18 protein-coding genes and 5 pseudogenes are annotated in these 20,083 nt (G+C 70.9%); 13 read left to right on the forward strand and 10 right to left on the reverse strand.

Annotated elements, in window-relative coordinates:
- Both ACIRF9_RS40420 and ACIRF9_RS40425 read left to right on the forward strand, forming a co-directional pair.
- A pseudogene (locus tag ACIRF9_RS40420) lies at positions 1–171 on the forward strand (type I glyceraldehyde-3-phosphate dehydrogenase); the annotation flags it as partial.
- A gap of 63 nt (positions 172–234) precedes the next feature.
- A complete protein-coding gene (locus ACIRF9_RS40425; protein ID WP_403833083.1) occupies positions 235–972 on the forward strand; it encodes a CBS domain-containing protein in 738 nt (245 codons plus the stop codon).
- Positions 973–1,183: 211 nt separating this feature from the next.
- Here the strand turns inward: ACIRF9_RS40425 and ACIRF9_RS40430 are convergent, their stop codons facing one another.
- On the reverse strand, positions 1,184–1,765 hold the full coding sequence (locus ACIRF9_RS40430; RefSeq protein WP_403833085.1) for a hypothetical protein: 582 nt from the start codon (positions 1,763–1,765) through the stop codon (positions 1,184–1,186).
- Positions 1,766–2,559: 794 nt separating this feature from the next.
- Between ACIRF9_RS40430 and ACIRF9_RS40435 the strand changes: the two are divergent.
- Positions 2,560–2,754: pseudogene (locus tag ACIRF9_RS40435) on the forward strand (universal stress protein); the annotation flags it as partial.
- Between the two features lie 63 nt (positions 2,755–2,817).
- Here the strand turns inward: ACIRF9_RS40435 and ACIRF9_RS40440 are convergent.
- The 4 genes and pseudogenes from ACIRF9_RS40440 to ACIRF9_RS40455 all read right to left on the reverse strand — a co-directional run.
- A complete protein-coding gene (locus tag ACIRF9_RS40440) occupies positions 2,818–3,240 on the reverse strand; it encodes a hypothetical protein (RefSeq protein ID WP_403833087.1) in 423 nt (140 codons plus the stop codon).
- A gap of 93 nt (positions 3,241–3,333) precedes the next feature.
- A complete protein-coding gene (adhE, locus tag ACIRF9_RS40445; RefSeq protein WP_403833089.1) occupies positions 3,334–6,036 on the reverse strand; it encodes a bifunctional acetaldehyde-CoA/alcohol dehydrogenase in 2,703 nt (900 codons plus the stop codon).
- Positions 6,037–6,139: 103 nt separating this feature from the next.
- Positions 6,140–6,937, reverse strand: coding sequence for a CBS domain-containing protein (locus tag ACIRF9_RS40450; protein WP_403833092.1), 798 nt, complete (start codon positions 6,935–6,937; stop codon positions 6,140–6,142).
- Positions 6,938–6,968: 31 nt separating this feature from the next.
- Positions 6,969–7,172: pseudogene (locus tag ACIRF9_RS40455) on the reverse strand (PEP/pyruvate-binding domain-containing protein); the annotation flags it as partial.
- A gap of 605 nt (positions 7,173–7,777) precedes the next feature.
- On the opposite strand from ACIRF9_RS40455, the gene ACIRF9_RS40460 reads away from it, so the two are divergent.
- Together ACIRF9_RS40460 and ACIRF9_RS40465 are read left to right on the forward strand one after the other, a co-directional pair.
- Positions 7,778–7,981 (forward strand): hypothetical protein, encoded by a 204-nt coding sequence (locus tag ACIRF9_RS40460; RefSeq protein WP_403833094.1) that lies wholly within the window; start codon positions 7,778–7,780, stop codon positions 7,979–7,981.
- Between the two features lie 175 nt (positions 7,982–8,156).
- A complete protein-coding gene (locus tag ACIRF9_RS40465) occupies positions 8,157–9,071 on the forward strand; it encodes a universal stress protein (RefSeq protein ID WP_403833096.1) in 915 nt (304 codons plus the stop codon).
- 432 nt (positions 9,072–9,503) lie between these two features.
- Here ACIRF9_RS40465 and ACIRF9_RS40470 read toward each other — a convergent pair whose 3' ends face one another.
- Together ACIRF9_RS40470 and ACIRF9_RS40475 are read right to left on the reverse strand one after the other, a co-directional pair.
- Positions 9,504–10,529 carry a 6-phosphofructokinase gene (locus ACIRF9_RS40470; RefSeq protein ID WP_403833098.1) on the reverse strand — a complete coding sequence of 342 codons (1,026 nt, stop codon included), beginning with the start codon at positions 10,527–10,529 and terminating at the stop codon, positions 9,504–9,506.
- Positions 10,530–10,886: 357 nt separating this feature from the next.
- Positions 10,887–11,756: a universal stress protein gene (locus ACIRF9_RS40475; protein WP_403833100.1), complete on the reverse strand. Its 870-nt coding sequence runs from the start codon at positions 11,754–11,756 to the stop codon at positions 10,887–10,889.
- A 48-nt stretch (positions 11,757–11,804) separates the two neighbouring features.
- On the opposite strand from ACIRF9_RS40475, the gene ACIRF9_RS40480 reads away from it, so the two are divergent.
- Positions 11,805–12,437, forward strand: coding sequence for a hypothetical protein (locus ACIRF9_RS40480; RefSeq protein WP_403833103.1), 633 nt, complete (start codon positions 11,805–11,807; stop codon positions 12,435–12,437).
- 68 nt (positions 12,438–12,505) lie between these two features.
- On the opposite strand, the gene ACIRF9_RS40485 is transcribed toward ACIRF9_RS40480, so the two are convergent.
- Positions 12,506–13,207: a CBS domain-containing protein gene (locus ACIRF9_RS40485; RefSeq protein ID WP_403833105.1), complete on the reverse strand. Its 702-nt coding sequence runs from the start codon at positions 13,205–13,207 to the stop codon at positions 12,506–12,508.
- Between the two features lie 367 nt (positions 13,208–13,574).
- Between ACIRF9_RS40485 and ACIRF9_RS40490 the strand changes: the two genes are divergently transcribed.
- Complete coding sequence (locus ACIRF9_RS40490; RefSeq protein ID WP_403833107.1) at positions 13,575–13,862, forward strand: hypothetical protein; 288 nt, start codon at positions 13,575–13,577, stop codon at positions 13,860–13,862.
- 56 nt (positions 13,863–13,918) lie between these two features.
- Here ACIRF9_RS40490 and ACIRF9_RS40495 read toward each other — a convergent pair whose 3' ends face one another.
- On the reverse strand, positions 13,919–14,461 hold the full coding sequence (locus ACIRF9_RS40495) for a MarR family winged helix-turn-helix transcriptional regulator (protein WP_403833109.1): 543 nt from the start codon (positions 14,459–14,461) through the stop codon (positions 13,919–13,921).
- A gap of 82 nt (positions 14,462–14,543) precedes the next feature.
- Here ACIRF9_RS40495 and ACIRF9_RS40500 point away from each other — a divergent pair, with 82 nt between their 5' ends.
- From ACIRF9_RS40500 to ACIRF9_RS40515, 4 genes and pseudogenes are all read left to right on the forward strand, one after another.
- Positions 14,544–15,812, forward strand: coding sequence for an amidohydrolase family protein (locus ACIRF9_RS40500; protein WP_403833112.1), 1,269 nt, complete (start codon positions 14,544–14,546; stop codon positions 15,810–15,812).
- A 30-nt stretch (positions 15,813–15,842) separates the two neighbouring features.
- Positions 15,843–16,790 (forward strand): NADP-dependent oxidoreductase, encoded by a 948-nt coding sequence (locus ACIRF9_RS40505; RefSeq protein WP_403833114.1) that lies wholly within the window; start codon positions 15,843–15,845, stop codon positions 16,788–16,790.
- A 49-nt stretch (positions 16,791–16,839) separates the two neighbouring features.
- Positions 16,840–17,586, forward strand: a complete 747-nt coding sequence (locus ACIRF9_RS40510; RefSeq protein WP_403833116.1) for an SDR family NAD(P)-dependent oxidoreductase — start codon at positions 16,840–16,842, stop codon at positions 17,584–17,586.
- Positions 17,587–17,798: 212 nt separating this feature from the next.
- A pseudogene (locus tag ACIRF9_RS40515) lies at positions 17,799–18,023 on the forward strand (APC family permease); the annotation flags it as partial.
- 120 nt (positions 18,024–18,143) lie between these two features.
- Here ACIRF9_RS40515 and ACIRF9_RS40520 read toward each other — a convergent pair.
- Complete coding sequence (locus ACIRF9_RS40520; protein WP_403833384.1) at positions 18,144–18,332, reverse strand: hypothetical protein; 189 nt, start codon at positions 18,330–18,332, stop codon at positions 18,144–18,146.
- A 65-nt stretch (positions 18,333–18,397) separates the two neighbouring features.
- Here ACIRF9_RS40520 and ACIRF9_RS40525 point away from each other — a divergent pair, with 65 nt between their 5' ends.
- On the forward strand, positions 18,398–19,795 hold the full coding sequence (locus ACIRF9_RS40525) for a flavin-containing monooxygenase (protein ID WP_403833369.1): 1,398 nt from the start codon (positions 18,398–18,400) through the stop codon (positions 19,793–19,795).
- Positions 19,788–20,075, forward strand: a pseudogene (locus ACIRF9_RS40530) (SDR family NAD(P)-dependent oxidoreductase); the annotation flags it as partial. The gene ACIRF9_RS40525 and the pseudogene ACIRF9_RS40530, both read left to right, overlap by 8 nt.
- Positions 20,076–20,083 lie beyond the last annotated feature (8 nt).

Consider the following 20,083-nt stretch of genomic DNA (forward strand, 5'->3'; position numbering starts at 1 on the left):
AAGGCCCCGATCGTCTCCCGCGACGTCATCGGCGACCCCTCGTCCTGCGTCTTCGACCCCGCCCTGACGCAGGCCAACGGCACCCTGGCCAAGATTTTCGGCTGGTACGACAACGAGTGGGGCTACACCAACCGGCTCCTGGACCTGACGGCGCTGGTGGCGGACCACTGACAAGTGCTCCCTCGGTGGCCCGACAGGCGATCGAAGGAGTGAAGCCATGGAGGAGGAACGGCCATGCGACACAACAAGGTCGGCACCGTGATGACCACGGACGTCGTCCGCGCCGAGTACGGCACACCGTTCAAGGAGGTGGCCCGGCTGCTCGCGACCCACCGGATCAGCGGACTGCCGGTCGTGGACGAGGACGACAAGGTCATCGGCGTCCTGTCCGAGACGGACCTGATGATGCACCAGGCGACCACCCCCGACCCCTACGAGCCGAAGCACCGCACGAGGCTCACCGAGCTGACGCCCGGCGCCAAGCGCCGGGCCGCCAAGGGCAGGGCCCGTACCGCCGGCCGGTTGATGACGGCACCTCCCGTCACCGTCCGCGCCGACGACACCATCGTTCAGGCCGCCCGCACCATGGCCCAGAAGCACGTGGAACGGCTCCCCGTCCTCGACGAGGAGGACCGGCTCGTGGGGATCGTCACCCGACGCGACCTCCTCCAGGTCTTCCTGCGGCCCGATCAGGAGATCCGCGACGAGGTGATCGAGGAAGTCCTGGTACGCGCCCTGTGGCTGCCGCCGCGCAGCGTCGAGGTCTCCGTGACGGAGGGGGTCGTCACGCTCACCGGACACATGGAACGCAAGAGTGAGACCGAGATCGCCGTGTCCATGACCCGCCGGATCGACGGCGTGGTCGACGTGGTCGCCCACCTCACCCACCGCCTGGACGACGCCCACCTGCGGACGGAGGAACAAGCCCAGACGATGCACGGTGTGGCCGACGACTGGCTGCGCCGACTGTGAGAGGAGGCGGACCACCATGACGTCGCCGACGTCCTGCGCAAGGACGGACTGACCGTCGAGGCGCTTCCCGCCCGTTCCGTGAACGGCGCGGTTCGTCCGCCGCAATCACGTCCTCCTCGCGCAGCGTCCGGTCCGGCTCTTCAGCAGCCGGCCGCTGGACGCCTGGGTTCCAGGCCGATCCCCGGCCTGGAACCCCGAATCCGTCGTGCCGTCAGCTGGTCTTGTGACCCCAGCGGGGTCCTACCCGGTCCCATTCCGTGCCCCACTCGTCGATGCGGCGGCGGTCGAGCCGCCACCGGACGACCGCTCCGGCACCGAACACCAGGCCGGCGAGGGCGATGGCGGCCGCGGTGCCCAGGAAGCCGGACTCGATGGCCGCCTCCGTGGCACTCGGCGGCGCGGCGGTGAGATGTCCCCGGCTGTCCTGCCAGACCGTGACCCTGGATCCGGCCTTGAGGCCGGTCTCCACCAGGGTCTGTCCCGTGCGGGGCGATCCGTCGGACATGGTCCAGCGCACCGTCGCCGTCCTGCGATCGGGAGTACCGCCGACCGAGGTGGCGGTCACGGGAACATCTTTCAGGAGCACGGCCTGGACGGACTGTCGTTCGGCCCGCTGCCGCGCGAACACCTCGTCCGCGGCGTGAGCGGTCACCAGCCCGGCGGCGGTGCCACCGACGGCGAAGACCGTCCACACGGCCAGCACGGTCCATGCCTCGATGATGTCGTCGCGTCGGCGCAGCGGGTTGCCGCGCCACCGCCACAACCATTTCTTCGCGTACTTGCCGCGGGCCATCGGTCCGCACCTCCTTCTCGTCGTCGTGGTGACACTTCCGAAGGTGGCAGCCGAGACAGTGCCGGGCGATGGGCCGACCAGGCGTTTCCGGAGGGCCGCTCGGGACCGACCGCGGAGTCTGGAAGGGCCGTTCAGCCCAGAACGCGGCGGTACCCGCCTGGCACTTCTCTACGAGGCGATGGCGCAGACACAGCAGCCGCTTCCCGTTCAGCAGCCGGCCGCTCCCCGAGGCGGTGCGTGAGGAGCTCGGCGGCCGCGGCCGGTGCGGAAGGCGCGTCCCTGCGCTTCTCGGAGGCGGTGGACACGGCACGTCTGCTGAGGCTGACCGAGGAGCCGAGTGGCGCAACCGCCTCGACGCGAACCGCGCGGCCCAAGGGCCGAGGCTGGCTGCACCGGGACCGGGAACCGGCGCCTCGGCCACCCAGCGTGGAGGTCGAAGGCGCCGGCCAAGTCCATTCACCGGAGGCCCCACGTCCAGCTGCGCCCTGAGCGCGGGCACCTCCAGGTGCTTCCCGGCAGGCGAGGGTGCCCGGCTCTCCTCCCCCCTGGTGACGACCGGACCGGGCAACGCTCGCAGGAACGCGGCGTTGGTGGCCCCGGTCAGGGGCGGCGGTGGTTTCTCCGGTGTCCGATCCGAACGGCCCTTGAAAGAAGGGCCGTTCGGCGTCGCTGCGAGTTCTGCCGGCTTCTGCCCGGAGGGGCGACGCACGAGGAGCATCGTCCGGGGAGGCCGATGCGTTCGTCGAGCGCCGCGTCCACCAAAACCTTCACTTGAGGAAAGGACAGGCACGGCCATGACGTCGCATCACATAGTCGTCGGAGTCGACGGCTCTCTCATTTCCGTAAGGGCGTTGGACTGGGCCGCGGCCGAAGCCGTACGGCACGGCACCGCTCTGCGCGTGCTGTACGCGGTTTCCGACTGCGACGAGGCCGCACCGATTCTGAGCTACGCCGCGGCGCGCACCCATGCGCGGCATCCAGAACGCCCTCGACGTGGGTCCCGGCGGCCCGGTCGTGGACCGTGGGCGACCGGGCCTGCTGTCGCTGCGGAATCACGCCGTCCGGGAATGGTCGGCCGTGCCGCCGGGGCGTGCGGTGGGAAACGGCCGTACGCCTCCGCCGCGCCACGGCGGGAGCGTCGTCCGGTGTCCGTTGTCCCAGGACCGGGCGGCCTTGTCGGTCTGGCGGCGCAGCCGGTCCTGGAGGTGGTCGACGACCTCCGTGCCGGTGGCCTCCTCGGCGAGGACGACCACCTGCCGGCCCCCGATGCGCAGGTCGGCCGTGGCCGACCAGGGGCGGTCGGCGTGATGCGCGGCCGCTCGGACGATGCGGACCTCACCGGTGACAGCGGGCAGTCCCGGCCGGGTGACGACGGCGTCGATCTTCGTACGGGCGTACGCCAGGGTCTCCTCGTCCACGGCGCCCTCGGAGCGCAGCCGGACCATGGGGGTCGCCTCGGGGTGGTCGGTGGTCATGCCGGGTCCCTTCTTCGGGATGTCGGTGGATGCGGTGCGGTTCAGGCTGCGGTGTCGGATAGCCACAGGGGAGTTGGACACGGCTCAGGTCCATCAGGCCGGTGCGGGCGCCACGACCGGTGAGCCCGCTCGCGCGGTCTCCGAGCGGCCGTAGTAGGCCGCCCGCATCAGCTCCCGCATGTCGTCGAGCATCGGCATCCGGGGGTTGGCGGGCGCGCACTGGTCGTCGTAGGCGTTGAGGGCCTGCTGGGGCAGCGCGTCGAGGAAGGCCTGCTCGTCGACACCGAGGGCCCGGAACGTCGGCTCGATACCGACGGCCTCGCGCAGCCGCTCCACCGCCGAGGCGAGCGACTCGACGCCCTCGACCGGGGTGGCGGCCGGCAGCCCCAGAGTGCGGGCGATGTCCTGGAAGCGTTCCGGGGCACGGTAGTTCTCGTACTTGGGCCAGCCGGTGAGCTTCGTCGGGACGGTGCCGTTGTAGCGGATGACGTGCGGCAGCAGCACGGCGTTGGTACGGCCGTGCGCGATGTGGAACGTCGCGCCGAGGGTGTGGGACATGGCGTGGACGATGCCGAGGAAGGCGTTGCCGAAGGCCATGCCCGCGATCGTGCCGGCGTTGTGCATCTTCTCCCGGGCCCGCTCACTCGCCGCGCGGTCGTTGACCGCCGCCTCGATGTTCTCGAAGATCATCCGGATCGCGTGCAGAGCGAGGCCGTCGGTGAAGTCGTTGGCGTAGACCGACACATAGGCCTCGATGGCGTGGGTGAGGGCGTCGAACCCGCTGTCGGCGGCGAGCGCACGCGGCAGCCCGGTGGTGAGCAGCGGGTCGACGATCGCCACGCTGGGGGTGAGGGCGTAGTCGGCCAGCGGGTACTTCTTTCCTGTGGCGGGGTCGGAGATGACGGCGAACGGGGTCACCTCGGCGCCGGTGCCCGAGGTGGTGGGGATGCACACGAGCCGGGCCAGCTTGCCGAGGACCGGGAAGCGGAAGGCGCGCTTGCGGATGTCCGAGAACTTGTGCCGCATGTCGGCGAAGTCGACGTCCTTGCCTTCGGCCTGCTGCTCGTAGAGCAGCCACATCACCTTCGCCGCGTCCATCGGGGAGCCGCCGCCGAGGGCGATGATGGTGTCCGGGCGGAAGTCGCCCATGAGACGGGCGCCGCGCCGTACGGAGTCGATGCTGGGCTCGGGTTCCACGTTGTCGATGACCTGGACGGTCACCGGTTCACGGCGCCGCCGCAGCACCCGCTCGACCCGGTCGACCAGCCCCAGGCGGGTCATCGTCGCGTCGGTCACGACGGTCACGCGGTGGATGTCCGGCATCGAGGTGAGGTAGCGGATGGACTGCGGCTCGAAGTAGATCTTCGGCGGGACCTTGAACCACTGGAGGTTGTTGCGGCGCACCGAGATCCTCTTGACGTTCAGCAGTTGGGCGGCGGAGACGTTGTTGGACACGGACGTGCTTCCCCAGGAGCCGCAGCCCAGGGTCAGCGACGGCAGCAGGCTGTTGTAGATCCCGCCGATGGCGCCCTGCGAGGACGGGGCGTTGACGATGATGCGTACGGTCTTCATACGGCGGCCGTACGCCTCGGCGAGTTCGGGGTCGCCGGTGTGGATGACCGCGCTGTGGCCCTGTCCGTGGAAGGCGACCATGTCGGCGGCCAGGTCGAAGCCCTGCTGCTCGGAGCCGGCCCGCAGGACGGCGAGGACCGGGCAGAGCTTCTCGCGGGTGAGGGGCTCGTCGGGGCCGACCCGGTCGGCCTCGACCAGGATGAGGGAGGTGTCGGCCGGCACGGTGAAGCCTGCCTGCTCGGCGATCCACACCGGGCTCTGCCCGACGGCCGCGGAGTTGACCTTGGGCTCGCAGCCCGCGCCCGCGGCACCGACGGGGAACAGGTACGTCTCCAGCTTCGCCTTCTCCTCGGCGGTGGCCACGTGGGCGTGCAGGGTGCGGAACTCGACGAGGACCGCGTCGTAGATCTTCTCGTCCAGGATGACGGCCTGCTCGGAGGCGCAGATCATGCCGTTGTCGAACGCCTTGGACAGCACCAGGTCGTTGACGGCCCGGCGGACGTCGGCGCTGCGGTGGACATAGGCGGGAACGTTGCCGGCGCCGACGCCCAGGGCGGGCTTGCCGGCCGAGTAGGCGGCCTTGACCATGGCGTTCCCGCCGGTGGCGAGGATGAGGGAGACACCCGGATGCTTCATCAGGGCGCCGGTGGCCTCGACGGACGGGGTCTCGATCCACTGCACGCAGTGCTCCGGCGCCCCGGCCGCGACCGCCGCGTCCCGCACGACACGGGCCGCCTCCGTGCTGCACCGCTGGGCGGAGGGATGGAAGGCGAACACGATCGGATTGCGTGTCTTCAGCGCCATCAGAGCCTTGAAGACGGTGGTGGAGGTCGGGTTGGTGACGGGGGTGATCGCGCACACCACGCCGACGGGCTCGGCCACCTCGGTCATGTCGTCGAGGTCGTCTCGGGCGATGACACCGACCGTCTTCATCGGGCCCATGCTGTGTGTGACGTACTCGCAGGCGAACATGTTCTTGGCGGCCTTGTCCTCGAAGACGCCGCGGCCGGTCTCCTCCACCGCGAGCCGGGCCAGCGCGGTGTGCTGGTCGAGGGCGGCGACCGAGGCCTTCTTCACGATGTGGTCGACCTGCTCCTGGTCGAGCGCCTCGTAGTCGGCGAGCGCCTTGAGCCCGTTGGTCACCAGGCGGTCCACCGCGACGGCGACGTCGGACGGCACGCCGGCGGGGTCGGTGGTCGCGGTGCGGTCGTCGTGGCGGGTCATGGGGGTGAGCCTCCGTCATCGAGAGGGTGGCGCCGCACGGGGTGACGGCGCGGATCGGGCGACCTGCGGGAGGCGGTACCGCTCCCAGCAGCAGCGTCTCCCGTCAGCGGGTTCCGGGAGCAGGTCCCGTTGGTCCCTTCGAAGGGCTGATCGGTCCCGGAACCGAGGGGCCAGGTGTCCTGCCGGGCAGGAGCTGGTCGTGCCGGAGACCAGGGGCGGGAGGTGTCGGGGTAGGGCGGATGTCGTCGACCCGGTAGGTCAGGCTGTTGACGACGCCCACCACCCCGTCGACCCGGTACGTCAGCCTGATCGCGAGCGGGATGTCGCTGCGGTGCCGCACAGCCCCTTCCAGCGTGGCCATGCCGTCCCGGACGGAGACGACCACGCTGTGGGCCGGCAGCCCGAGGGCGCGCGTCACCACCTCGTCGTGGATCTCCCGGCCGATCTCCTCGTCCGTGCGCAGGAAGACCCGCAGCAGGTCGCGCCGGGTGGCGATGCCGATCAGCCGGTCCTCCTCGTCCACGACCGGCAGTCGCTCCACGCCGTGACGCTCCATCAGGCGCGCGGCGTCCGCGATGCGCTGTTCCGGATGGACGGTGATCGCGGGCGTCGACATCAGCTCCTTTGCCGTGGTGGCGCGGGCGAGGGCATCGGCACGACGCGCGGAGCGGCCCAGCGGGCGCATCCGGAACCGTCGTACCCGCCCGTCCGAGGACCGCGCCGCCTGGCGCCGTATCAGATCGGTCTCGGAGATCACCCCCACGACCTTGTCGTCGTCGTCCACGACGGGCAGTCCGCTGATCCGGTGCCGGTCCAGCAGTCGCACCACGTCCTTGAACGACGTCTCCGGGTGTGCCTCGACGACGTCGACGGTCATCACCTCACCGACGATGCGGTCCATGACACCCACTTCCTTTCTCGTCGAACCTCGGCAGGTACCCGGAGGTCTCACGGGCCAGGCCGTCCGGCTCGGTGGGGGCGGTGTGAGGAAGGCCCGGCAGGCCTCGGTGGTCACCGTGAATCCCGGCGGGACCGGCAGCCCCAGCCAGGTCGTCTCGGCCCAGGTTCGCGCCCTTGCCGCCGAGCATGCAGGCCAAGTCACGGCCCTCGGTGAAGTCGTACACGTAACGGACCATGGCATCGGTCTCCTGCGTCGGTCGTCGGGCTGGACACCTCTCAGCGTCCGACCGCCGCGACCGGAGGGGCAGGTGCTGTCGGTCCCCTCCGCCGGGCCGGTCGGCCCAGCCGGTTCCGTCCCCTCCCCATGGGCGCGCCCGAAGCGGTGCGTCGTGGGGTGCGAGGCGTGGCTCCGGAGACGGCGTCGATGCCGGCGCTCTGTACCGCGAGCCACGGATGATCGGAAGGCGTCGCCCTGCACAGGTCCTGCTCGTGCGAGAGCCGGCCACAGCACGACGGGGCGGGAAGGCGCGCCACCCGCTTCTCGCGGATCCTGATCGCGCGGTGCGCGGCCCCCTGTGGCCGCTTCCCCGCGCCTTTGTCGGGGCCTTCCCGCCACTCCCAGCACACCACCAGGCCCCGAATGCCCACCAGGGCCGAGCGGCCCCAATCCCGGGGAGACGGCCCCCGCGCCCGTTCCCACCGGCTGCCCCGGGTCCGAGCAGCCCCACACACAAGGGCCGTTCCGCGCCTCGGTCCGGCCCCCTCGGCTCATGCGCCGCGACCCGCGGCGGAGTTGGCTCGCAATGACGAGAACGACCACCGACCAGGGAGGGCGAGCACAGTGGGTACCAGTCTCACACCGGAGTTCTGGGAGCGGTTCGCGGTGCTGCTCGCGTTGGGTGCGGGCCTGACGTGCGTCCTCGCAGCCTGGTTCGACGATTTCGCGGTTCGGCTGCTGCGCCGTCGGGTGCACAGGACGCCGCCGCAGGCGCCGACGCCGCGCCGGCCGGAGCGGCACAGTCATCGCGTGTCGGTGCACTCCTGACGGGCTGCCGGGCAGCGCTTCTGTGGGCCGGGGACATGGTCCCCGGCCCACCGTGCTGAGCGCTGCACCTGTGGCCGACCGGGGCCGGTCGGGCTCCTGGCGGGGACCTCCGGCCCCTCCTGCCCCCTGTGCGGGGCTCGGAGACTGGCAGCGCATCCCTGAAGGAGGTCCGCACATGCTCGCCATCACCGTCGGTCTCGACGGCTCGCCCGAAAGCCTTGCCGCCGCAGACTGGGCCGCTCGCGAAGCAGCACAGCGAGAGGTGACCCTACGTCTCCTGCATGCCGAGGACTCGCTGGGCCCTCAGTACGTGCCCTATATGGGCGTTCCGGGGCCAGGCGTGATCGATGCGCAGCGCGAATGGAGTGCCCACCTGCTGCGCGAGGCGGAGGGCCGGCTCACGGAACGCCACCCCGGTCTGCGCATCACCACCCAGCAGGTCCAGGACCAGGCGGTCCCGGCCCTGCTGACCGCCGGGGAGGCCGGCGAACTGCTCGTCCTGGGGTCCCGGCGGCTCGGTACGGTGACGGGATTCCTGGTCGGTTCCGTCGCCCTCGCCGTGGTGGCGCGTACGGAACGGCCGGTCGTCCTCGTGCGAGCCGGTGAGCGCGCGGAGGAAGAGCATCTGCCGGACGCGACGGGCGCAGAGGCGATCACCACTCCGTACCGCGACGTGGTGCTGGGGCTGGAGCTGGAGAGCCCGGGTGACGCCGTCGTCGAGTTCGCGTTCGAGGCCGCCCGGCGACACGCGGCAGGCCTCCGGGTGGTCCACGGCTGGAACCCCGCGGCCGTCTACGGCTACGGCGCCGTCCTGGATTCGGGACTCAACGCCGAACTGGCGGAGGAGGCACGGCACGGACTCAGCGACGTCCTGCGCCCGTGGAAGGACAAGTTCCCCGGGGTTCAGGTGCGGGAGCAGGCCGTCATCGGCGGCGCCGGCCGTCATCTCGTGCACGCCTCGCGGGACGCGTCGCTGGTCGTCGTCGGGCGCAGGAGGCGCAAGGCGCCGGTCGGCGGTCGCATCGGCCCGGTGACGCACGCGGTGCTGCAGCACGCCTCCGCGCCGGTGGCGGTCGTGCCGCACGACTGACAGCACCTGTGGCCACGACCGATCGGGTCCATCAGGGGCCCGATCGGCCCACGCACTCGGTGACTCTCTGCGGGACGCTGGAAGCGGCGAAGGGTGAGGAGGCGACCGCCGAATAGAAGGACGGTGTTCTGACCATCACGGTCCCGGTCCCGGAGGCGAAGGCGGGGACCAGGACCATCCAGGTGCGGCGCGGCTGGGGCAGGGCACGTCGGGCCGCATCAGGTGTGCGACACGTGCGCGGCCGTCCCGCCGGACGGCTGCCGGTCAATCGGCGCCCCAGAGCGAGCGAAGCAAGGGTCAGGAGAGCCACCGCGAAGGTCAACACCAGCCGTCCCTGCCGCCGTTCGGTCGTACCTTACGCCGGGCGGCAGCCGCTCGGAGGCCTGACCGCGGATCGCCGGGTCCGGCAGATCCGGTCACCTCCGGAGCCGGTCAGCCGAAGAACACCTCGAACTCGTCGTACAGCGCCGGATCGACCCTCTTGGCCGTCGCTGTGGCATCAGCGAGAGGGAGACGGACGATCCGAGTGCCCTGCAGGGCGACCATGACACCGAAGGCACCGTCCTTGAGGGCGTCGATGGCGTGCAGCCCGAAGCGGGTGGCCAGCCACCGATCGAAGGCACTCGGGGTGCCGCCGCGCTGGATGTGGCCCAGCACCGTGGTGCGGGCGTCCTTGCCCGTACGTTCCGATATCTCCCGGGCGAGCCATTCACCGACGCCTGACAGCCGTACATGCTCGAACTCGTCGACCGACTGGTCCTTGAGGATCATCTGCCCCTCTCGGGGTACGGCTCCCTCGGCCACGACGACGATCGGCGCGTAGTTGATCATGAATCGGCTGTTCACCTGCGCACAGACCTGATCGATGTCGAACGGTCGCTCCGGGATGAGGATCACGTTGGCGCCACCCGCGATGCCGGCATGCAGTGCGATCCAGCCGGAGTGCCGCCCCATCAACTCCACCACCAGGGTACGCATGTGTGACTCGGCGGTTGTGTGGAGACGGTCGATGGCCTCGGTCGCGATACCGACGGCGGTGTCGAAGCCGAAGGTGTAATCGGTACCGGAGACGTCGTTGTCGATCGTCTTCGGCACGCCGACCAGACGGATCCCCTGGCGGCTCAGCTCGGTGGCCACACCGAGCGTGTCCTCGCCACCGATCACGACGAGTGCGTCCACCTCGTACTTGGCAAGGGTGTCCTGAACCCGTCGTAGTCCGTCCTCGTGCTTGAACGGGTTGGTGCGGGAGGAGCCGAGGATGGTCCCTCCGCGGGGAAGGATCCCCCGCACGCTGGCGATGTCCAGCGGCCTGACATCGCCCTGGAGCAACCCGCGCCAGCCGTCCCGCACGCCGACGAAGTCGAATCCGTAGGTGCCGACGCCTTTGCGGACGACACTGCGGATCACGGCGTTGAGGCCAGGACAGTCACCGCCGCCGGTCAACACTCCGACCTTCATGGCCTTCCTCCCATCCGCCGGTCACCCCGTCCGATCGCGGCCGTCTTGCCTCGACAACCGCGGCCGGGATACGCGGGACCCACTTCCAGCCTCCCTCCGATCGATCCGCAGTCGCCACTCGGCGGGCGCGGTGCCGCACCGGTGCGGCACCAGCCGGCCTGCCATCTGATCCCGCCAAGGCATCCGACTCCTACGTTTCCGCAGGTCATGTGGGCTATCTGGACTCGCCCCGCTCCCTCGACGAGATCAAGGATCGAAACGCGTCCCGCGTGCCACGCGCCAAGGCGCCGGGCAACGGGAACGGGTCTCGCACACACCTCCACGCGCAGCGGCTGTCCGCTCCCAGGGTGGCCGGCCTCAGTCATGAGGGACGACGGCGACCGGGCATCGTCCATGATGGAGGGCGGCGTGGGCGACGGGACCCAGGTGGGCTGCCACACCGTGCCGGTGTGCGCGTCGGCCGACGACCAGGAGCGCGGCGCCTTCCGCGGCCTGTACGACGGCTTGGGCGGGGCTCGCGAGACGGATGCTGTCGGCCACGTCCACCTGCGGGTACTTCTCGTGCCAGGGGCGGAGCGCCTTGCCCAGTTCCTTGCGCGCGTCCTTCGTCATCTCCTCGCTGACGTCGTGATCCACACCCCAGGGCAGGCGTGCGTGGAGTGGCACGCTTCGGCCGTGGACCGCCATCAGGGGAACGCCCCGCGCGGCGGCACTGTGGAACGCGAAGTCGAGCAGGTCGTCGCTGGATCCGCGCAGTTTCAACGCCACCACCACGGCACCGGTCGCGGTGGATGCCGATGTCTCCTTCGGGGTTTCGGCGCGCACCAGCACGACCGGCCGCTCGGCGCGAGCGACGACCGGCATGCTGACGTCGCCCAGGAAGTAGCTCTCGACGGCCTCCAGCCCCCGTGAACCGAGCACGAGCATCTCGGACTCGGAGGCGGCCTGGAGCAGTGCCGCCTGGGCGTCCTCGGCGGCCAGGTTCCCCACGACGGTCAGCTGCGGATGACGTGCCTGCAACTCGGCTTGCGCGGTGTGGACGAGACGCTTGGCCCAGTAGTTCTGATCGACTTCCGAGGGGAAGCGGGCCGGTTCCGGCGCGAGCAGGGGCCACGCATGCAGCAGGCGCAGAGTGAGCCTGCGCTTGTCGGCCTCGTCGGCGGCCCATCGGGCGGCGGCAAGGCTTTCGGGTGAGCCGTCGAGACCCACGGTGACTACGGGTTCCATGGCGGCGGCCTCCGTCTCGTACGAAGCTGGATACGACGGTGGCCGACGGTGAACGAGTCCGATCGCGTGCACGGTCCAGACGCCGCCGACTTGCCGAGCGTGGTGCTTCTTCTCTCCTTCGAGGAGTACCCCAATCCCCTCCTCGGCGCATGTGGAGCCGTGGCGGAGGAGGGCTGCATGCGGCACCCGCCAGGAGAGGAGACGGGCGCGGTGGCGATTCCCCTGGTGGCCGGAATGGACGTTTCCGAAGTCGGCCTGGAGGCCGTCGTCGACCGGCCGTCGGGCGAGGCGGTCCGCCGCCGCGTGAAGCTCCACATCCTGGTCCGGCTGTCGAGCGACGCACGAGGAAGCCGCCTCCGCCCTCGTCGCCCAAGGACATCGCACCCGAAGACGGCCGGCTCCGGCTCGTCTCGTTGGCCGAAGCCCGACGCGGAGCTGACGACGCGGCGGCTCGACGGCACAGCGGGGCACCGATGCCGGACAGCCCGGCAACCGACGTTGTACGCGTCCGCACCGGCTTCAGCCAGTACGCCGAGGCGCATTGCTTCCACGACAGAGGGACAGCCGGAGCGGAGACTGGCGGCTGCGCTGCCTGTCGGCGTGCTGATCGACCTCGCCGCCGTCCTCGTCCGACGTTTCCTTCGTACAGGCGGCGCCCGTCTGCGGAAGTGCTCGCCGTGACAGCCGGCTCCGACCGGGCGGTCGGACCTGGCTGTCACAGAGCTCACCGCCATCAGTTCCCACCCGGGTCACGTGGCCAGGCCGGCCCGGCGCGGCGCATCGGCCTCCGATGCCGCGGAGGTGTCGTCGATCCGGTGGCGGAGTTCGGCGGAGACGCCGACCACTCCGTCCACCCCCTGGCACAGACGTACGACGACGGGGATGAGGGACTTGCGTTCGACGGTGCCCTTCAGCGACACCCGCCCGTCGACGACCCGCACGGTGATCGTGCCGGGCGTGATCCCGAAGCTGCGCAGAAGGATCTCCCCGGAGATCTCCTCCCGGATGGCGCTGTCGCCCCGCAGGAAGACACGCAGCAGATCGGCCCGACTGATCACGCCGATCAGCCGGTCGGCTTCGTCCACCACCGGCAGCCGTTTGACGTGGTGGCGCTCCATGACCTGAGCTGCCTCCACCGCCGTCCACTGCGGCCTGGCGGTCACCGCCGGGCTGTTCATCAGCCCCTCTGCGGTCGTGGCCTCCGCCTTCGCGCGGGCGGAGGGCCCGGGATGCAGCACCGGCAGCAGGCCGGCTGGATCCAGCTGGGCCGCCTCCTTGCGCAGCAGATCCGCTTCGGAGACCACGCCTACGACGCGTTCCTCGTCGTCCACGACCGGTACGGCGGTGATGTCGCACTCGGCCAGCAGCTTGGCGAGCTCCTTGAAGCCGGTGTCCCGGTTCGCCTTGACGACCGGTGTGGTCATGAGATCGCTCACCATCCGGTGCGACATGGCTCCCGCCTCCTGATGTTGCTCGTACGTTCCTCCTTCCACTCTCCGCCAGGCACGCGGGCGCCGCATGAGCCGGTCGGCCCGACCGGGGTCGTTCCATGGGGCCGGATGGCTCCGAGACGACTGGGCCTGGTCCGAACGAGGGAATGGCTCGAGGCGTTCCGGCCGGCCGAGCAGGCGGGCGCGGCCATGCAAGCCGGGCTCGGTCGAGAGCGGGCTCACCGAAAGGCGCCTGGCGAGTGAAAGAGCTCATGAGCAGGTTCTTCGTCTGCTGGTGGTACGGACTCGCGGTGCTGGGCCCGGCCATCGTCAAGGCGGTGCAGCCGTTGCCGTGGTCGGTGGCGAGCGCCGTGCAGAACATCTGTCCATGGGCGGAGTCATCACCGAGGACTTCGACGAGGACTCCGCGGCCTTCTGCCGGGAGGGCGCGAAGTGGTTCTGGGAGACCGTCACCCTGGAGGACACCCCCGACCAGGACGCGGGGTTCCACGCCCGGGTCGACGGCGTGCACACGGAGCTCAAGCCGCACGTGTGTGACAACTGCTGCGTCAACCCGTCGACCGACCACGGCCCCGAGTGGCGCCGTGGTGTGTGGGGGAGCCCCGTGAAGTACGCCCGGCTGGAGGGGCCAAGGCCGACTGACACCCCGTCATGACGGCGGAAACCGTGAGAGCGGCTCCCGGTGAGGGGCCGCTCTCTGCGTCTGTGCGGTCAGGCCTGGGAACGCGTGGCCCGGGCAGCGCCGGCGCCGCCGAGCAGACCAGGGGCGGCGGCGAAGAGCTGTCGCAGCGCGGCGGTCGCGGTCTCGACGACCTCGGCCGGCACCCCGTCGAAGAGCGCCTCGTGGGCGGCCGCGTTCACCAGGACCGAGCGCTCGGCGAGCGCGATGCCGTCCGGCGTCAGCCGCAGCCAGGTGCTGCGCGCGTCGTCGGGGTCGTCCTCCCGCTCCACGACACCGCGGGCCACGAGGCGGTGGGTGACGTTGGTCGTGCCGCCGGTGGAGAGCATCACGGAGCGGGCGAGCTGGTTGGGCTTCATGCGGTACGGCGCACCGAAGCGGCGCAGCGTCACCAGTACGTCGAACTCGGCCGGGGTCAGCCCGAGTTCGGTCAGCTCCCGGCGCATCACGCCGTCCAGCGTGCCGGCCAGGAACATGATCCGTTTGGTCAGCTCCGACGAGGGGTGCTCCACCTCGGGCAGCTCGGTGCGCCACGAGTCCATCCATGCGTCCACGGGATCCGGTGTTGTCGTCACGTGTTGCATCGTAGGTCACTATCGATATAGCTTTCCAAATAGCTTTTAAGAAAGCTTTCAACCTAGAGAGGTGGGCAGCGTCATGCCCGACACCCGCATCCTCATCCGCAACGGCCAGGTCATCGACACCGAGCCGCAGCCGTACGCCCGCCCCCACACCGACGTCATGATCGAGGACGGCCGCATCATCGCCGTGGGGGCCGATCTGTCGGCAGAGGGCGCCACGGTCATCGACGCCACCGACCGGATCGTCCTCCCGGGCTTCGTGGACACCCACCGGCACGTGTGGCAGTCGGCGCTGCGCGGCGCGGCCGTGGACGTCGACCTCGGCACCTACCTCGGGATCCTGGCCCAGTGCGGCCCCCGGTTCCGGCCGGGCGACGTGTACACCGCGACCCTGGCCGGCGCGCTGGAGTGTCTCGACTCCGGCATCACGACCCAGCTGGACTACTCGCACATCTCCTACTCGCCCGAACACGCGGACGCCGCCATCGACGCCCTGCGCACGGCCGGACTGCGCGCGGTCTACGGCTACGGCACCCCCGTCACCGGCGGCGGCAGCCTCGACGACGTCCGCCGGATCCGCACCGAGCGCCTGGCCGACGACAACGCGCTCGTCACCATGGCGTACGCGCCGCTCGGCCCGTCGTTCACCCCGGTGGAGGTGGTGGCGGGGGAGTGGCAGGTCGCCGACGAGCTGGACCTGCGCGTGACCTTCCACGTCGCCGCCACGCCCGTCAACGCCCAGCCGATCACCGCCCTGCACGATGCCGGTCTGCTCCGCGAGAAGATCCTCTACGTCCACGGCAACACCCTCGGCGACGACGAACTGAAGCTGATCGCCGACTCCGGTGCCGCCGCCTCGGCCGCGCCGGGCGCCGAGGCGATGCTCGGCAACAACTCCCCGGTGGCCGGCCGCCTGAAGCGCCTCGGCGTCACCACCGGCCTCGGCGTCGACGCCGTCACCTCGGCCCCCGGCGACATGTTCTCCCTGATGCGGGCCGCGCTCCTGGCCGGCCAGATCGCCGACAGCCCGCGCATGACCTGCGGGGACGTCCTGAGGATGGCCACCCTGGGCGGCGCCGAGGCGCTGGGCCTGGCCGACCGCACCGGCTCGCTGCGCCCCGGCAAGCAGGCCGACCTCGTCCTGCTGCGGCTGGACCACCTCAACACCCTCACCGCCGAGCGCGACCCCATCGCGGCCGTCGTCACGGCGGCCCACCCCCACAACGTCGACACGGTCCTGGTGGCCGGACAGGTCGTGAAGAGCGACAGTCGGCTGGTCCGCGCCGACCTCGGCCGCGTCGCCCAGGACCTGCGGTCCACGGCGGCCGCCGTCGCCGCTCTCTGAAACCCGCACACCGCAAGGAGAAACGTCATCATGCGCGCACTGCACGTCCCCGAAGCCGGTGCCCAGCCCGTCCTCGGTGAACTGCCCGTCCCGGCGGTCACCCCCGGACACGTCCTGATCAAGGTCAGGGCAGCCGGACTCAACCCTCTCGACAACGTCCTCGCGGCAGGAGCGTTCGCCGAGCGGTTCCCCCACCACTACCCGCTGGTCCTCGGCCGTGACGCCGCCGGCGTCGTCGAGGCGGTCGGCGAGGGCGTCGACCACGTCGAGCCCGGTCAGGAGGTCTTCGGCAACGTGCCGCTGGCCCCGCCGATCCAGGCCGGCACCCTCGCCGAGTACGCGCTGCTGCCCGCCGCGACCGTCGTGGTCAAGCCGGGCGGGCTGGACTTCGCCACCGCCGCCGCGCTGCCCCTGGCCGCGGCAGCCGCCTCGGCCGCCGTCGACAAGATCGGCGTCCAGCCGGGCCAGGTCGTGCTGGTCAACGGAGCCGGCGGCGGTGTCGGCCGCTACGCGGTCCAGCTGCTCGCCACTCAGGACGTGACCGTCGTGGGCACGGGCGCCCCCGCTGACGCCGAACGGCTCATCGAACTCGGCGCCACCTCCGTCGTGGACTTCACCGCGGGACCGGTCGCCGAGCGGGTCCGGGCCCTGTACCCCGAGGGCGTCGACGCGCTCGTCAACCTCGTCGGGTTCACCCCCGCCGACGTCCCGCTGGACGCGGTGCGCAAGGGCGGCAGTGTCGCGACCACCACCATGGCCCCCGACGCCGACACCCTCGCCGCCGCCGGACTCACCGGCGGCATGGTCCACGCCCAGCCGGTCCGTGAGACCACGGCGCCGCTCGCCGAGCTGGCGGCGGCCGGTCTGCTGGCCGTCGACGTGGAGGCCGTCCTGCCGCTGGAGCGGGCCGCCGAGGGCCTGGGCGTCCTCGCCGCGGGCCAGGCCCGGGGCAAGATCGTCGTCGCGTTCGGCGACTGACATCCCAAGAATGACCGTCAAGTAGCCCACAGAACAAAGGAGTTGTGTCATGGCTGGACGTCTGGAAGGCAAGACCGCCGTGGTGACCGGCGGCGGCGCCGGAATCGGCCGGGTGATCGCGCAGAAGCTGGCCGCCGAGGGCGCCGACATCGCCGTAGCCGATGTGAACGCGACGGACGAGACGCGGGCGCTCGTCGAGGAACACGGGCGGCGCTTCTTCGCCGCGAACGTCGACGTCTCCGACGAGGCCTCGGTGAACGCCTTCGCCGCGGAGGTGCGCGAGGCCCTCGGACCGGTGGACATCGTCGTCAACAACGCGGCCGTCGCGATGCTGCGCGACCTCGACAACACGACCTACGAGCAGTGGAAGATCCTCTTCTCCATCAACGTCGACGGTTACTTCCTGGTGACCAAGGCGTTCGTGCAGGACCTCAAGGACTCGGCGGCCGGGCGGGTGATCAACATGTCCTCGTCGAGCTACTGGGAGGCCCCGCCGATGTTCCTGGCCTACGTCTCCGGGAAGGGCGCCGTCAACGGCTTCACCCACGCCCTGGCCACCGACCTCGCCCGCTGGGACATCACGGTCAACGCCATCGGCCCGAGCGTCGTGCGCACCCCGACCACGCGCCGTGAGCTGAGCGACGAGTTCTTCGGGCAGCACGCGCAGCTGCAGAACCTGAAGCGGGAGCAGACGCCCGAGGACGTGGCCAACCTGATCGCGTTCCTCGCCTCCGACGAGGCCTCCTTCATCACCGGCCAGGTCCACCTCGTCGACGGCGGCCTGATCCGCCGCTGAGGCCCCCGCACCGCATGGGACCTTCCCCAGCGCGGGAAGCACCGTGCACGGCTACCTCGCCCCGCCCCCTCCGGGCGCGGCCCCGCCGACGTGGTCGGCTCGATCGGCTTCTGCATGGGGGGAGGCTTCGTCCTCCACCGGGCAGGGTGGTCGTCGTCGCGGTGTTCGGGCACCGCAGCGCGGACGTCTCGGCACGCTTCCTCGGCTTCCTGATGGTCCTCGAGTTCGCGGTCCTGCTCGTCCTCGACGTCCTCGTCGTCGGGGACAGGGGCGCCGGCGCCTTCCCGGCCGAGTCCTTCTCGCCGGGTCAGCTGTTCGGCGGCTCGCTGGGCATCGCGCGGATGTTCGCCTTCACGAGCTTCGTCGGCTTCGAATCGGCGGCGCTGTACGGCGAGGAGACCAGGGACCCGGCCCGCAGCATCCCCCGCGCCCTCTACATCTCGGTGACCTCGATCGGCGTCTTCTACGTCCTCACCGCCTGGGTCCTCATCGGCGGCGCCGTCGTCACCACGGTCTCGGTCGGTGTCGTCGGCGTCATGGGCGTGGGGGGCGAGTCCCTACGAGACCATCGCCGCGGCGGTCGTCGGCATGGGGACGCTGTCGATCGTCCTGGTCCAGGCGTTCACGGCGCTGGCGGTCATGGTGTTCTTCCGCGGACGCGGGGACCGGCGGACGTTCTCGGGAGTCGTCGCGCCGGTCGTCGGCGTCCTCGGCCTCGGTACGGCGTTCGTCCTGGCCTCCGTCAACTACGCGACCCTGACCGGCACGGACAACCCGCTGATCAACGTCGTCCCGGTCCTCATCGTCGTCACTGCCGTCGCCGGCGTCCTCGCGGCCCTGCGACTGCGCTCGCGCCGCCCGCTCGCCTACGTCCAGCTCGCCGGCACGACCAACCGGCACCGCCCGCGCGCCGCACGAGCGGCCGGCGTACAGCCGCCGCTACTGCGTCGTGGGTGCCGGCCCCGCCGGGATGATCATGGCCCGCAACCTGCTCCGCGAGGGCGTTCCCTTCGACTGGTACGAGCGCAACCCGGACTTCGGCGGGATCTGGGACCCCGACCACGCGGGCAGCCCGATGTACGACAGCTGCCATTTCATCAGCTCCAAGTACACCAGCGGCTTCTACGGCGACCCCATGCCCGCGCACTTCCCGGACTACCCGGGCTGGCGCGAGATCCGTGACTACATCAGGGACTTCGGCCGCCAGTACGACCTCCACCGGCACGTCCGCTTCGGCACCGAGGTGACCTCCGCCGAGCCGATCGCCGACGACCGCTGGCGGGTCACGCTGTCCGACGGCACGGTCCACGAGTACGACGGTCTCATCTGCTGCCTGGAGTTCCGCGGCAAGCGGGTCCTGGTCGTCGGCGCCGGCAACTCGGGGGTCGACATCGCGTGCGACGCCGCCCGGCACGCGGACACCGCGTATCTGTCGGTCCGGCGCGGCTACCGGTTCGTGCCCAAGCACGTCGCCGGACTGCCCACCGACGCCCTGCTCAGCGGGAAGCTCGACCCGCCCAAGGGTGTCGTCCTCACCAGCGACGTCAACGCGATGCTCGACACCCTCGTCGGCGACCTGACCCGGTTCGGACTGCCCGCACCGGACCACGACGCCCTGAGCAGCCATCCGATCATGAACACCCAGGTGCTGCACCACCTCGCGCACGGCGACCTCGTCGCCCGGCCCGACATCGCCCGGCTCACCGCGACGGGCGTGGTGTTCGGCGACGGCAGTGAGGCCGAGGTGGACGAGATCGTCCTCGCGACGGGCTACGAGTACCGGATGCCGTTCCTGGACCCGGCCCTGCTGGAGTGGCGGCACGGCCACCCGCAGCTCTACCTCAACGTCTTCTCCCGCGAGCTGGACTCCCTGTACGTGCTCGGGTTCGTCGAGTTCGCGGACGCCGCCTACAAGCGGTTCGACGAGATGGCCCAGCTTGTGATGATCGACATCAACGCCCGCGAGACCGGTCTGCGCAAGGACGAGCTGACCGAGCTGAAGCGCACCGACACCCCGGACCTGCGCGGCGGCGTCAAGTACCTCGACAGCCCACGGCACGTCAACTACGTCGAGCGCACCACGTACATGGCCTACCTCGCGCGGCTCCGCGACCGATTCGGCCGGCACGTCGTCGACGACCACACCTACGACGGTCTGCGCGCCGACGCGACCTCCACTCCCTCGCCCAAGGAGCCCAGCCATGTCTGACCGTCCGTCCCTCGCGCTCGTCACCGGTGCCGCCGGCGGGATCGGCGAGGCCGTCTGCGCCCGGCTCACCGCGCAGGGCCGCATCCCGCTGTGCGTCGAACGCGACGAGCCGCTCGCCGACAAGGCGGCCCTGCCGGCCGGCCCGGATGCCGTCCCCGTCGCCTGCGACCTGTCCGACCGGGACGCGGTCGCCGCGCTCTGCGCCCGCATCGAGGGCGAGTGGGCCGACCGCCTGGAGCTGGTCCTCCTCAACGCCGGCGTGATCGTCCCCGGGGACGCCGTCGACGC

Source organism: Streptomyces sp. NPDC096132, from assembly GCF_044763345.1.
Taxonomy (GTDB): domain Bacteria; phylum Actinomycetota; class Actinomycetes; order Streptomycetales; family Streptomycetaceae; genus Streptomyces.